At 44.4% G+C, this 14,325-nt stretch carries 13 protein-coding genes; 11 read left to right on the top strand and 2 right to left on the bottom strand.

What is annotated here, in order from left to right; all coding sequences use genetic code 11:
• Positions 1–81: 81 nt before the first annotated feature.
• From HGD77_RS02610 to rdgB, 7 genes are all read left to right on the top strand, one after another.
• Positions 82–2,313: a TonB-dependent receptor gene (locus tag HGD77_RS02610; RefSeq protein WP_138743110.1), complete on the top strand. Its 2,232-nt coding sequence runs from the start codon at positions 82–84 to the stop codon at positions 2,311–2,313.
• A gap of 73 nt (positions 2,314–2,386) precedes the next feature.
• On the top strand, positions 2,387–3,070 hold the full coding sequence (locus tag HGD77_RS02605) for a Fe2+-dependent dioxygenase (protein ID WP_044111892.1): 684 nt from the start codon (positions 2,387–2,389) through the stop codon (positions 3,068–3,070).
• A 432-nt stretch (positions 3,071–3,502) separates the two neighbouring features.
• Positions 3,503–5,200 carry a 2-isopropylmalate synthase gene (leuA, locus tag HGD77_RS02600; protein ID WP_138743111.1) on the top strand — a complete coding sequence of 566 codons (1,698 nt, stop codon included), beginning with the start codon at positions 3,503–3,505 and terminating at the stop codon, positions 5,198–5,200.
• A 112-nt stretch (positions 5,201–5,312) separates the two neighbouring features.
• Positions 5,313–6,473 carry a homoserine O-succinyltransferase MetX gene (gene metX / locus HGD77_RS02595; protein ID WP_138743112.1) on the top strand — a complete coding sequence of 387 codons (1,161 nt, stop codon included), beginning with the start codon at positions 5,313–5,315 and terminating at the stop codon, positions 6,471–6,473.
• Positions 6,473–7,066 (top strand): methionine biosynthesis protein MetW, encoded by a 594-nt coding sequence (gene metW / locus HGD77_RS02590; RefSeq protein WP_004278415.1) that lies wholly within the window; start codon positions 6,473–6,475, stop codon positions 7,064–7,066. The genes metX and metW overlap by 1 nt, the downstream gene beginning before the upstream one ends.
• Positions 7,063–7,653 (top strand): tetratricopeptide repeat protein, encoded by a 591-nt coding sequence (locus HGD77_RS02585; RefSeq protein WP_138743113.1) that lies wholly within the window; start codon positions 7,063–7,065, stop codon positions 7,651–7,653. The genes metW and HGD77_RS02585 overlap by 4 nt, the downstream gene beginning before the upstream one ends.
• Before the next feature lie 104 nt (positions 7,654–7,757).
• Complete coding sequence (gene rdgB / locus HGD77_RS02580; protein ID WP_138743114.1) at positions 7,758–8,384, top strand: RdgB/HAM1 family non-canonical purine NTP pyrophosphatase; 627 nt, start codon at positions 7,758–7,760, stop codon at positions 8,382–8,384.
• 100 nt (positions 8,385–8,484) lie between these two features.
• Here the strand turns inward: rdgB and HGD77_RS02575 are convergent, their stop codons facing one another.
• Complete coding sequence (locus HGD77_RS02575; protein WP_138743115.1) at positions 8,485–9,366, bottom strand: permease; 882 nt, start codon at positions 9,364–9,366, stop codon at positions 8,485–8,487.
• A 186-nt stretch (positions 9,367–9,552) separates the two neighbouring features.
• Here HGD77_RS02575 and tatA point away from each other — a divergent pair, with 186 nt between their 5' ends.
• The 4 genes from tatA to HGD77_RS02555 all read left to right on the top strand — a co-directional run bounded on the left by tatA (position 9,553) and on the right by HGD77_RS02555 (position 13,428).
• Positions 9,553–9,771, top strand: a complete 219-nt coding sequence (tatA, locus tag HGD77_RS02570; protein ID WP_005245949.1) for a Sec-independent protein translocase subunit TatA — start codon at positions 9,553–9,555, stop codon at positions 9,769–9,771.
• A 9-nt stretch (positions 9,772–9,780) separates the two neighbouring features.
• Positions 9,781–10,203, top strand: a complete 423-nt coding sequence (gene tatB / locus HGD77_RS02565) for a Sec-independent protein translocase protein TatB (protein ID WP_138743116.1) — start codon at positions 9,781–9,783, stop codon at positions 10,201–10,203.
• Positions 10,200–10,976: a twin-arginine translocase subunit TatC gene (tatC, locus tag HGD77_RS02560; RefSeq protein WP_138743117.1), complete on the top strand. Its 777-nt coding sequence runs from the start codon at positions 10,200–10,202 to the stop codon at positions 10,974–10,976. The genes tatB and tatC overlap by 4 nt, the downstream gene beginning before the upstream one ends.
• Before the next feature lie 199 nt (positions 10,977–11,175).
• Complete coding sequence (locus HGD77_RS02555) at positions 11,176–13,428, top strand: PhoX family protein (protein WP_138743118.1); 2,253 nt, start codon at positions 11,176–11,178, stop codon at positions 13,426–13,428.
• 54 nt (positions 13,429–13,482) lie between these two features.
• On the opposite strand, the gene HGD77_RS02550 is transcribed toward HGD77_RS02555, so the two are convergent.
• The gene (locus HGD77_RS02550; protein WP_168730657.1) at positions 13,483–14,262 is read right to left on the bottom strand and encodes an NRDE family protein; all 780 of its coding nucleotides are present in this window, start codon (positions 14,260–14,262) and stop codon (positions 13,483–13,485) included.
• Positions 14,263–14,325: the final 63 nt, after the last annotated feature.

Raw genomic sequence — 14,325 nt, 5'->3', positions numbered from 1 at the left:
TCCTATGACAAAAGGATAAAAATAAAAACAAGAATCATTATTATTCTCATACTTTTTTAATATTCATTTTTTAGGTTTAACATGACCTTCATTAAAACACGTAAAAAAATCGTTTCCTCTGCAATTGTTTCATCTTTATCAATGGTGGCTGCATCTGCGATGGCAGAAGAACAGGTGATCCAGTTAGAGACGATTCATCAAGAAGTCAAAGCTGAACCGGCACCTAGCTTCAAAGTAAACCAATCTGCGAACAGCAAATTTGTAGCGCCTTTACTCGATACCCCTAAGTCAGTTTCAGTCATTTCAAAACAGTTAATTGAAGATACACAAGTCACTACCTTAAGTGATGCCTTGCGTACAGTTCCGGGGATTACCTTGGGCGCAGGTGAAGGGGGCAATCCAAACGGTGATCGTCCCTTTATTCGGGGTTATAATTCTGAAAGTTCCATGTATGTAGACGGCGTACGCAACGCCACTTCACAGAACCGTGAAATGTTTGCTGTCGAACAGGTTGAAGTCACTAAAGGTTCTGCATCTGCCATGGGCGGTGCAGGAACGACTGGTGGTAGTATCAACATGATTTCTAAAGTTGCTAAAGCGGGTGACTTTCTAGAAGGTTCTGTCGCGGGTGGTACTGACAACTATCAACGTATAACCTTGGATGGCAATAAAGATTTTGGAAATGGTATAGCAGCACGTGTGGCCGTGATGGGTCACCATAATGAAAAAGCTGGCCAGAAAAATGGTGCCGAATATAAACGTGCCGGTATTGCACCGAGTATTGTATTTGGTCTGGACACCCCTACCCGCGCGACTTTAAGTTATTACTATTTAAAATCGGATGACACGCCGGATTCAGGTGTTCCTTATAAGTATGATGCGGCAAAAAAAGCCACCGTCGGTAAACCTGTCGATGTAAAACAGGGCATTTATTATGGTTTATTAAGTCGTGATTTCCAGAAACAGGAAAATCAGATCGGCACCATCAAACTGGAACACGATTTAACGGATAACCTGACCCTGAGTAATACAGCGGTATATAGCTCTGCCAAAAATGACTACTTATGGACCCAGCCAGATGACTCCAAAGGTAACGTGCTAAATGATAAAGTCTGGCGTCGTATAAACTCACGTATTACTGATACCAACATCTTTACCGATCAGCTTGCTTTGACAGGTAAGTTTAATACAGGTGCATTCAAGCATAGCTTTAATATAGGTGCAGAGTACTCAGATCAAAAATCTGACAAAGGTAACTACTTAACAAGTTATCCAGGCTATCCAGGTACCACCACAGGTGGTTTCAACAGCGACTGTGCTATCAGCGATGCATGGTGTACATCATTAACTAATCCAGACTCACGTGATCAATGGTTGGGCTCTTCCGCAGCCAACAAAAATCTCACGACAACCACGACCGAGACTACATCTGTCTATCTCTTAGATAATATCGAGTTTAGCCCGCAATGGTTATTAGATTTGGGTTTACGTTGGGATAAATTTGATACCAAGCAAACCACAAACGCAACTGGCGACTCTATTGAAAATAATACCGATTTCCTGACCTATCAGGCTGGATTAATCTTTAAACCTGTTGAAAGTGGTTCTATCTATGCAAGTTATGCGACTTCTGCCAATCCGGTCGGTGTAGATGGCGGGGATGGTTCAGAAGCAATTGGCCAAGCCTATATGGACTTAGATCCAGAAGAGAGCCGTACCTTTGAAATCGGTACAAAGTGGGATGTGTTAAATGAAAGACTGAGTTTAACCGCTGCCGTGTTCCGTACTGAAAAACAAAATACACGGATTCAACTGGATGCTGCTACATATACCAATGGCGGCGAAACCCAAGTAGACGGTCTTGAGCTGGGCGTAAATGGCCAAATTACGGATAAATGGGCTGTATCTGCTGGTTATACTTATCTCGACAGTGAAACTGTGAACCCAGGCCCATCCTGTAACCGTCAAGGGGTATGTACACCTGACAACCCTGCCAAAGGTAAGCAAATGCAGAATGTACCTAAAAATTCTGCAACCCTGTGGACTACCTATGCTGTAACACCTGCTTTAACTTTAGGTGCGGGTGCTGTTGCAATGGATAAAGTTTATGGTGATGCAGCCAATACCAAGTGGGTTCCAGGTTATGTCCGTTATGATGCCATGGCGCGTTATAACGTGAATGAAAATGTTGATTTGCAATTAAACGTCAACAACCTGTCTGATGAACGTTACTTCACTAAAGCTTATGCCTCTCACTATGCCACTGAAGCAGAAGGCCGCAGTGCAGTGCTGGCTGTCAACTTTAAATATTAATTCGATATAAGCGCATAGCCTCCTGAGGGGGAGGCTATGCTATTTTGAAAATGCAATTATTCGAGGGTTTCCAGTGCTGCATCATATTCCAAATGTACTGAGCAAAGAACAGGTGCAATATTTCCGTGAGGAGATGAAGAAGATTGAGTGGGTCAATGGAAAAGTCACCGCTGGTACACTCTCTGCCAGCGTGAAACAGAATCAGCAATTACCTGAAGATCATCCACTCACTCATCATCTCAGCAATATTATTCTGGAATCCCTGGGACAGCATGCTTTATTTTTATCAGCTGCAATTCCTCTGGATATTATTCCTCCCCTGTTTAACCGCTATGAAAATAATGAATCTTTCGGCTTTCATGTCGATAATTCGATTCGTCGTATTCGCGGGAGCAATGAACGCCTCAGAACGGATTTATCCTGTACGGTTTTCCTGAGTGAGCCGGAAGAATATGTCGGTGGTGAACTGGTGGTCGAAGACACTTACGGTTATCACGAAGTGAAACTGCCTGCCGGCGATATGATTCTGTATCCGTCGACCAGCCTGCATGAAGTCACTCCGATTACTTCTGGTTGCCGAATAGCCTCTTTTTTCTGGGTACAAAGTATGATTCGGGATGATGCAGAACGGCATATGCTGTTTAATCTGGATCAGAGTATTCAAAATCTGAGAATTGAGCTAGGTGATCAGCACGCCGAAGTCATGAAACTGACCAATCTGTATCATAATTTAATGCGTAAATGGGCCGAGCTTTGAAAGCCAGCATGAATTTAGTGATCTGTGAACATAAGCAGATTTATTTTTTTGTAAAAAAATACTGCATCATCGGGTATTTAAGTGTAAAAAATCATGCATTAAGTTTAAATTAAGAAAATATAAAATAAAATATTTAAAATTGGTGAAAATATTTTCCATGACTTAAACTTTATAAGAAAATCTTTATTGAGATACGACTAAAATCCATAAAAAAAGCAAAAACTTTTCGATTTAACTGGATTAAACTAAATTGTATAAGTGATACATGCAGGTTTTGTGGTTAAAACTAAATTTCACATATTTCGGAAGTTTTTTAGTTTTAATCCTGGTTCCAACCTGCATGAAAATGATTATAGACAAAATCTATTCCGCAACCTTTGCCAGTGCTTCAACCAAACACAGGCTGTATCAGGTTACACAAGGAGCTCTCTCATGATGTTGGCTGATCCAAGTAAAAAATACCGTCGCATGTATCAACGTGTGGACTTACCAGACCGTCAATGGCCGAACAACGAAATCAATAAAGCGCCAATCTGGATGAGTACCGACCTGCGTGACGGTAACCAAGCGATCTTTGAGCCAATGAACATGGAGCAGAAATTCAAGATGTTCCAGATGCTGGTAAAAATCGGTTTCAAGCACATTGAAATCGGCTTTCCATCAGCTTCGCAAATTGACTTCGATTTCACCCGTAAATTGATTGAAGAAGGTCATATTCCGGATGACGTTTATATCGAGGTATTGGTTCAGGCACGTGATCACTTGATTCAACGTACCTTTGAATCTTTACAAGGTGCGAAACGTGCCATTGTGCATATCTATAATTCCAACTCGCCGACATTCCGCAACAAAGTCTTGAATGTTGATGTAGAAGGTGCAAAACAGCTTGCCATTAATGCTGCACAAAAAGTGAAAGAATACGCTGCAAAACAGCCGGAAACTGAATTTATCTTCCAGTACAGCCCGGAATGTTTTACGGCAACCGAATTAGAAGTCGCGAAAGATGTCTGCGATGCAGTCACTGAAATCTGGGAAGCATCGCCAGAGAATAAAGTGATCTTAAACTTGCCTGCAACGGTAGAAGTTTCAGGTCCACACATCTATGCCGATCAAATCGAATGGATGCACCGTAACATTCAGCGTCGTGACGGCGTGATTATTTCAGTTCACTGTCACAATGACCGTGGTTGTGGCATTGCCGCTTCAGAATTGGCAATTATGGCCGGTGCTGACCGGGTTGAAGGCTGCGTATTTGGGAATGGTGAACGTACCGGTAACGTCGACGTGGCTGCGATTGCCTTGAACATGTACACCCAAGGTGTAGCACCGAATTTAGATTTCTCCAACATCAATGAAATCATTGCGACTGTGGAAGAATGTACCGGTTTACCTGTGCACCCGCGTCATCCATATGCCGGCGATTTGGTCTTTACTGCATTCTCGGGTTCGCATCAGGATGCGATCAAAAAAGGTTTTGAGTTCCAGAAAAACGAAGAAATCTGGGATATGCCGTACTTGCCAATCGACCCGAAAGATTTGGGCCGTGACTATGACGCCGTAATCCGTGTGAATTCACAATCAGGTAAAGGTGGTATTGCCTACTTGTTAGAATCGAACTACAACGTGATCTTGCCGCGTCGTTTACAGATTGAATTCTCTCAGATCGTACAAAAACGTACCGATGAACAAGGCACTGAAATCAGCGCGACCGAAATCTGGAAGTTGTTCAAGGAAACCTATGTGGATGCTAAGAACATTCACTATTCTGCGAAAAACTACAAATTGTCAGATGATAACGGCAATCAGGTGATTGAGCTTGACCTTGAAATTGACGGTCAGTCCCGTCGTATCCGCGGTGAAGGCAATGGTCCAATTTCTGCAATTCTGGATGCACTTCAGTTGCCAATTGATGTCGTAAACTATGAAGAGCGCAGCATCAGTTCAGGTGCCCATGCCAAAGCATTGGCCTTGATCGAACTTCAAGTGAAAGGTGCCGGTAAATCTGCCTTTGGTGCAGGGGTACATGACAACATTGTGACCTCTTCCATCGAAGCGATTATTGCATGTACCAACCGTCTGATTGATCAGGGTGTGTTAAGCACCGATCAGGTGATTGCTGCTGCCGTCTAAACACGGTATTAGAATTAGCAATAATCCATAGCATTAAAAAGACTTTAGAAGGATACCTGCAAATGGTATCCTTTTATTATTCATACTCAAGATTTTAAGGCGAATCCCTCCCGTGTCTTTTCCAGCTGACTCAGTGGGCCTTGTTGTCCCACAAAAGTTCCAATTTGAAGAGCCGTTAGAGCTTGAATGCGGTCGCATCCTTCCCCGTTTTGAACTGATGGTTGAAACTTACGGCGAACTCAATGCCGATAAGTCCAATGCTATTTTGATCTGCCATGCGCTTTCCGGGCATCACCATGCTGCAGGCTATCATCATGAAGATGATAAAAAACCCGGCTGGTGGGATTCATGTATTGGCCCCGGCAAAGCCATTGATACGTCAAAATTCTTTGTGGTTTCACTGAATAATATTGGTGGCTGTAATGGCTCTACCGGCCCGACCTCACCCAATCCTGAACATGACAACCGTCCTTATGGCCCTGATTTTCCATTAGTTACGGTCCGCGACTGGGTCAAAACCCAGGCCCTGCTCTCTGACCGTTTAGGGATTGATACCTGGGATGCCATCATTGGCGGTTCACTGGGTGGTATGCAGGCATTGCAATGGTCAGTGGATTATCCAAACCGTTTAAGAAAATGCGTGATCATTGCCAGCGCTCCAAAGCTTTCTGCACAGAATATTGCCTTTAACGAAGTGGCACGTCAGTCGATTTTGTCAGACCCGGATTTCCATAATGGTCGTTATCTGGAAAATGACAGCTATCCAAAACGTGGCCTGATTCTGGCGCGTATGGTCGGTCATATTACTTACCTGTCCGAAGAAGCCATGAAACAGAAGTTTGGCCGCGATTTGAAATCAGGCAAATTTATGTATGGCTTTGACGTTGAATTTCAGGTCGAAAGCTATTTGCGTTATCAGGGTGAACAGTTCAGCCGTAACTTCGATGCCAATACCTATCTGATCATGACCAAGGCACTGGATTATTTTGATCCGTCGCGTGAATATGAACAGTCGCTCAAAAAAGCCATGGCCAATACTCAGTGCAAATTCCTGGTGGTGTCATTCACCACTGACTGGCGTTTTACCCCTGCCCGCTCACAGGAAATCGTGGATGCCTTGATCAGCAATCACAAACCTGTCAGCTATCTGGATATTGATGCGGAACAAGGCCATGACTCCTTCCTGTTCCCTATTCCGCTCTATGTAAAATCTTTGCGTGCATTTCTCGGGGGTGAAGAACACCTGAAAGCAACACCGAAGGAGACCATATAATGCGTATCGATCAACAACTCGCTGAAAAGTGGATCAAGCCGGGTTCTAGCGTACTCGACCTTGGGTGTGGCGACGGTGAACTGCTGGCACAAATGAGCAAAAAGCACGATATTCGTGCATATGGATTAGAAATTGATCAGGAAAAGATTGCAATTGCAGTCAGTCGCGGGTTAAATATCATCCAGCAGGACTTAAACCTCGGCTTAAGCCGCTTTGCTGACCAGTCTTTTGACAATGTGGTCATGGCACAAGCTTTGCAGGCTGTAGATGCACCTGACGTATTATTGCGTGATATGGTGCGTGTGGGGAAACAGGCCATTATTACCTTTCCGAACTTTGCGCATTGGAAGACCCGTTCTTTCTTGGCAATCAAAGGGAGAATGCCGGTTTCTGAAGCCTTGCCGTATATGTGGTATAACACCCCGAATATCCACTTATGTACATTTCGTGATTTTGAAGCACTTTGTGCGGAAAATAATATCAAAATTATTAATCGACTCGCTGTGAACGGGAATCAAGAAGATAGTTTGCTAAGCAAGCATCTCCCTAATCTATTTGGTGAAGTCGCAATTTATCGAGTGAGCGCGCTATGAAAAAATTATTATTAAGTACGACGCTACTGGCGGGACTTTTTGGCATGCAAGCCCATGCAGATTATGTTGCACCGAGTCCTTCTATTGCCAGTCAAGCGGCTCAGTATTCCATCATGGATATCAATAGTCTGACCAAAGCGGCGAAAGCCGGTCAGGCTGGTGCACAGTTTTATCTGGCCACCAAATACCAGTATGGTAAAGATATACAAAAAGATGAACGACAGGCCTTTGCCTGGTATAAAGCTGCTGCGGATCAAGGTCTGGCAGTTGCACAGCTGAATGTAGGCCGTATGCTGGCAGATGGTATTGGCACCAAGAAAGATGAAACACTGGCTCGCCAGTACTTTGAAAAAGCAGCCAGCCGCGGTGATAATCGTGCCAGCTTTAACCTAGCGATGATGGAAGAGAAAAAGAAAAACTATATGGGTGCTTACCAATGGTATGAACTGTCTACCCGTGATGGCATGCTCGATAATAAGGTGATTACGCTATCGGAAGGCAGAAAAACTGCCTTGGCGGCGAATTTGACCCAAGAGCAGATCCGTCAGGCGCGTGATCGTGCCGACAGATGGATTCAGGCACAATAAGCTGAATGGTATAAATAGCACCTTCGGGTGCTTTTTTATTGCCGCAAATTCTTCATCAATTGCTAAAATAGCGCCCATTCTTTATCTAATAATGAGTTTTTGACATGGCTGCAACTGACTGGTTATCCCAAGGCACACTGATATTGGCAAGTAATAACAAAGGTAAAATTGCCGAGTTTGAAAAACTGTTTGCCGAGCTACAACTGCCGGTTGAAGTCGTGGCCCAGGGCAAGTTGAATATCGAAGATGCGATCGAAGATGGTCTAAGCTTTGTCGAAAATGCGATTATTAAGGCTCGCCATGCTTCTAAAATTTCCGGAAAACCTGCTATTGCAGATGATTCAGGCATTTGTGTGCCAGTTCTTGGCGGCGCTCCCGGCATTTACTCGGCTCGTTATTCCGGTGAGCATGGCAACGATGCCGCCAATAATGAAAAACTGCTGGCCGATCTCAAACCCTTACGCCAAGATGGTGAAGTGATTGAGGGCATGTTTGTTTGCGTACTGGTACTGGTTCAACATGCCGAAGATCCCTTACCGCAAGTCTTTCAGGGTATCTGGCACGGGGAAATTCTGGAAGCTGCGCGTGGTGAAAATGGTTTTGGCTATGACCCGTTGTTCTGGTTACCGGAACTCGGAATTTCCAGTGCAGAAATGAGCAAGGAAGAAAAGAATAAAATCAGTCATCGCGGTCAGGCGATGCAGCTGTTTAAGAAGAGTTTGGCGAAGTAAGTTTTTGATCTCCTCCCTTTAGTAAAAGGGAGGTTGGGAGGGATTATTCACCTCCCCCCTTGCGAAACAGCGTTTCTCATCTCCTAAAAGGAGAGGGAATCTATAGTGTAGGCATCAACGCATGCACGATTACCCCATATAAGGCAATCAAGATCGCGCTGGCCAAAGTTCCCGAAGCAATATATTTGGCGGAATGGCCCGTTCCCTGATAATGGGTTTCCAGTGCCACAATATTGGCTGCAGGCGGCAATAAAAAGAACATCAGCAGTACCGCATAGGTCAGCGTCTGCTGTGGAATCGGCAAATAAAAATAAGCTGCGCCACACAGTAAAACAGCAAATAGCCCACGACAAAAAATAAGTTGCAGACTGCGCATTAAATCGAAGCGGCTGATCCGCACATTGCTCAGCCACATTCCCAGCACACACATGCCGCTAAAAGTGACCAGTACTTTATTGGCCTGATACAGTATCTCTATCCAAGGCACTTGCTGCCAATGACTCAAATCCCAAAATGATAATAAAGCTGCTACAGACAGTGCCACCACAGGTGGTGAGAGCAGCACATTCTTTAAAATATAGCCGCTATCTTGTCTGGCTTCACTGACTGCCATCACCGCACAGACATTGCCAAACAAGGAACCACCAATATACAGCGCCACTACAGTACTGGTCGCTTGCGGTCCAAAAACCGCCAGTGCAAAAGGAATCCCCAGCCATGCCCCATTTAAATAACTCAGGCATAAAGCACGTAATTTATTTTTCAGGGTGAAATAAAATAAGGCAAAGAATACACAAGAACAGAAAAAGCTGAAGGCAATTAACCACAAACTGCCCTCTTGGTAAAACACCATATTGTAAATAATCAGTACCGGAATCAGGACCCGTGCCAATAAAGCTGCCAAGAGAGGGCGAACCGGTTTTAAATATTGCACACCCCAATAACCGATCAGAAAAGACAGGAGGGGAAGAATCAAGGCCATGACAATGCTGCTGAGATTTCCATATCAGGCTGTATGCTAGCACAGCATACTTTTCATTGAATTATGAATTTTTTTATATGAGTGATTCATTCCCCTGCTGCCGTGTCGGCAAACTGTCATCAAAGCGTCACCGCGCTGTCATACAAGCCTGCTGAGATAGGTACATAAAATATAGAGGATAAAATAATGGCAGGATTATCAATTTGGCATGTGCTGATTTTTGCAATTGTGGTGATTTTATTGTTCGGCACATCCAAACTTAAAAATTTGGGTAAAGACGTCGGCGGCGCGATTAAAGACTTTAAAAAATCAGTCAAAGATGAAGAGGCAGAACAAGCTCAGCTTGCAGAGCCGCGCACCATTGATGCCCAGGTCAAAACTCCTGAACATTCGGTTAAAAGTTAAGAGTTCGCTATGCTCAATATCGGAATGACCGAGCTGCTGATTTTCGGGATTATTGCGCTTTTGGTTCTTGGGCCAGATAAGCTTCCGGAAGCAGTACGTTTTGTCGGAACATGGTACGGCAAGATCAAGCGTATGGTGAGCAATGTTCAGAATGATCTTGATCGTGAATTGCGCCTGTCCGAGCTACGTGAACAGATGCAGGCTGAAATGCAACGGATTCAGGAACTGGAAGCCAAGATGCAGGCACAAGTGGCTGATTTGCAGCAGCCGATTGCAGCTGATCAATTAAAAATAAAATCTCAGTCTGCTCAGCCCTTGCTCAGCTATCAGCCGGTGCAACAGCCCGTATCCTCCGTGTATTTACCTAAGCCTACAGCAATTCAAACCATGATTTCAGAACAACGCTATACAGAAATGAAGGTGGCCGTATGACATCTTTACCGCCCACACCAGCCTCGAATGATGCTGCAGCGCTGAACCTTGAACACATGCCGATTACCCAGCATTTGATCATCTTAAGAAAGCATCTGTTTAAAGTGGTTGCGGTCCTGATTGGCCTGTTTTTCTGCTTATTACCCTTTGCTAATCAGACTTATCAATGGTTGTCCGAACCGTTGCGTGCACAGCTACCAGCCAGTTCAACCATGATTGCCACGGATGTCACTGCAACCTTCATGGCACCTTTTAAGCTGAACTTCTTTGTCGCGCTGATGATCGCGATGCCGTTTATCCTGTATCAGCTTTGGACCTTTATTAAGCCTGCGCTATATGCCAAAGAAAAGAGCCTGGCCTTGCCACTTTTGATCGGCAGTATCGTGCTGTTTTATACCGGCATCAGCTTTGCCTACTTTGTGGCATTGCCCTCAATTCTGCATTTTTTTATCAGTGTTTCGCCGGAAACTGTGGCACCGATGACCGACATTAACAGTTATCTCAGCTTCTGTTTAAAGCTGTTTCTGGTCTTTGGTTTTACCTTTGAAATTCCTATTATTACCCTGGTTCTGATCTTGATTGGCGCAGTTTCGACACAGACTCTGGTAGAGAAACGGCGCTTTATTATTGTGGGCTGCTTCTTTGTAGCGATGTTTGTCACCCCTCCGGATGCCCTGTCGATGATCATGCTGGCTGTCCCGATGTGGCTACTGTTTGAACTGGGTTTGCTGGCAGGGAAACTGATTGAAAAACGTCGGTTAAAGACTGAATAACAATAACCAGCCAAAACAACAAAAATATCGACTTACTCAGGCAGCTCTGGCTGTCTTTTTGTTTTTTTAATTTTAAATAACGTACTGAATTTATTTAACTTTAATGAAACATTTTCTTAAGATTACTGTCACATCCCAAGCTTAAGGTATTGAAAACTTCTACACCACCAAGTACTTATTTTTTAATTGGGACTTTAAAATGAAAAACGAAGACATGATACCTTGCCAGGATCTGGTTGAAGATAGTAACAACTCAAATAACACGCACTTCCAAACGATTCTGGATCAATATACTAGTCGTCGTAGCTTTATTGCGAAAACTACAAGTGGGGCAATGGCATTAGCATTTGCGGCAACAGTAAGTGGTTGTTCAGATGATGATAATGATTCTGGTACTCCTGACAGTAATCCAACGACACCGCCAGATACCACTAGCCCAGATCAACATGCCTGGAGTGACCTAAAAGCACGTCCGAATAAATTAGCCTTTGAGCCGGTTCACAAGAATACCCAAAACTTCTTCAGTGTTCCTGAAGGTTATGAGCTTAAAGTATTGTATGCAGTAGGTGATCCAATCAACCCTGCTTATCCAGAAAAGACCGATGCAACCTTAGCTTCTGGTGCTTCTTACCAGTTCCGTTCAGGCGATAACCATGATGGTATGAGCTTCTTCGGTATGCATCCAACCAACAAAAATTATGCTGCGAAAGAATCAACACAAGGTTTACTTGTTTTAAACCACGAATATCTACAACAATCTCAGCTCCATACACCAGAAGGTACAATTACCATCGATGGCGTACGTCCAGAAGATCAGGTACTCCGTGAAGTGAATGCGCATGGTGTTTCTGTTATTGAGATCAGCAAAGATGCAAATACACAAGACGTTAAAATCAACTTAAATTCTAATTTTAACCGTCGTATCACTGCAGCAACCGAGATGGAAATTAATGGACCAGCGCGTGGTTCTGACCTCGTCAAAACTATTTTCTCACCAGATGGAACATTGACTCGCGGTACCTTTGCCAACTGTGGTAATGGTTATACGCCATGGGGAACTTACTTAACGGCTGAAGAAAACTGGAGTGGTTATTTCGCTCGTCAAGCCAACGACACCCGCGCTATTGCAAAAGAAGAAATTTCATTATCTCGTTATGGTCGTGGTGGTACTGATGCCCGTTCGTCTCAATACCGCTGGAATACTCCTGTTGCTGAATTAACCGGTGATAAAGGACTTTATGATCGTTGGGATATTTCAGTTAAAGGCGCAAATGCTTTAGCAGATTATCGTAATGTCATGAATACCTGTGGCTTCATTGTAGAAATTGATCCATTTAGCGCGACTACACGTCCAGTTAAACGTACTGCACTGGGTCGTTTTGCACACGAAGACTGCCGCTGTAGCAACCCTATTCCGGGTCAGCCATTAGCGTTCTATATGGGTGATGACGCAACCGGCGAATATATCTATAAATTTGTTTCTGAAGCCGTCTGGGATCCGAAAGACGTCAATGGTGGTTATACTGCTGGTGATAAATACATGGATAAAGGGACATTATATGTCGCTAAATTCAATGATGACGGTACAGGTGAATGGCTAGAACTGACTCATGGCAAAAATGGTTTAACTACTGCCAATGAAATCTATCCATTTGCAGGCCAGGATGACATCGTCATCAATGCCCGTCTTGCTGCTGACCATGTTGGTGCGACCAAAATGGACCGTCCAGAATGGGTTGCCGTGAATCCCGAAAATGGTGAAGTGTATGTAACCTTAACCAACAACAGCAACCGTGGTCGTGCATATGAAACTGATGCTGCCAACCCACGTAGCTACATCGACTTTAAAGGTTCAAGCGCCAGCAATTCAGGCAATATGAATGGTCATATCATTCGTTTCAGTGAAGCTGAAAATACAGTGACAGCGACAAGTTTTGCTTGGGATATTTTCCTGTTCGGTGCAGAAGCACGTGCTGCTTCTAACATCAACCTGTCAGGTCTGGATGATTTAAATGACTTCTCCAGCCCGGATGGCATGTGGTTCGATCCGCGCGGTATTCTGTGGATTCAGACGGATGATGGTCAGTACACCGATGAAACCAACTGCATGATGTTGGCAGCACTTCCGGGTACTGTGGGTGATGGTGCTAAAGCGCTTGCAGCCAGCACCAAAGCAGAAGGACAGGAAACCTTTGTTGGTGCCAAACTCAGCAATGATCGTGTTCGTCGCTTTTTGACTGGTCCATCGGGTTGTGAAATTACCGGCGTGACTATTACCCCGGACTATAAAGCGATCTTTGTCAACGTTCAGCATCCAGGGGGTGCATGGCCAGCCAACCAAAGCGAGCGTTATAGCCGTTTAGGCAAAGTACCTCGCTCTGCGACTGTGGTCATTACCCGTAAAGATGGCGGTGCCATTGCGGGTGAAGCTTTGGAACAAGCGACCGTATAAAAAGCTGTTATTCAAAAATGCCGACTTCTAGTCGGCATTTTTTATATCCGGTGATTATTTCAGGCTAATTATTTTCTCAATAGTTTGACCTGCGGTCGCACCTTGTTGTGACTTCTCGATCCAGTGCCATCGTCCCTGCTGCATTCTCAAAAAATTGGAGCATCGGGTGCCATAGGCCGGACTCTGAATAAAAGTCGAAGACAGCAGCTGTTCCATTTCCACGGAGATGCCGGTATCTGGCAGAAGTTCAGGAAGCACCTTACGTTCATCTTCCAGAATATCCCAGACTGCATGACACAAATCTGCTTCTGCGATCTCCTGGTGTTGCAGCATCGGTAAAAATTCCTGGGTAAAGCGTTTACGTAAATGTCGGGTCTTGTACCAGTCTTCACTCATCAGGCCATTCGAAACCACATAGACGCCATGCGCCAGTACTTGTGTTGCTTCACCGCGATTGCTCATATACACCGCCTGATCTTGATCGCCGATAAACAGGTTAAAGCCGGCATAGTCACACTGGCGTTGTTCCAGATCTTGAGCAAAACGAATCGGCGTTAAGTCAGAATCTAAAAAGTTCTGGATGATATGTCCACGTGAAGTCGGATAATGCCCTTTGTCCTGCCCATCACGAAAATTGGTAATCACCGCCCAGCGACCGGAAGCCGTAATACCCATCCAGGTACCGCCCGACTGTAGATCCTGCCCGGCAATTATCGGACTATTCTCCCATTCATGCAGCTCCTGCGTAGGACGCTGATAGAACTCATCCCGATTTGAAATCAGACATAATGGGCTCTGATCCAGAACCTGCCAAGCCAATGCCACGATACACATAATTTACGCTCTCGATCTTTACACATTGAATGTACAACATTTTTCTTTGCTTTAAGCTAAAAT

This window comes from Acinetobacter sp. NEB149 (genome assembly GCF_012516415.1).
GTDB lineage: Bacteria > Pseudomonadota > Gammaproteobacteria > Pseudomonadales > Moraxellaceae > Acinetobacter > Acinetobacter lwoffii_V.
Note: the sequence above shows the minus strand (reverse complement) of the source record. Positions and strands in the feature narration are given on the sequence as shown.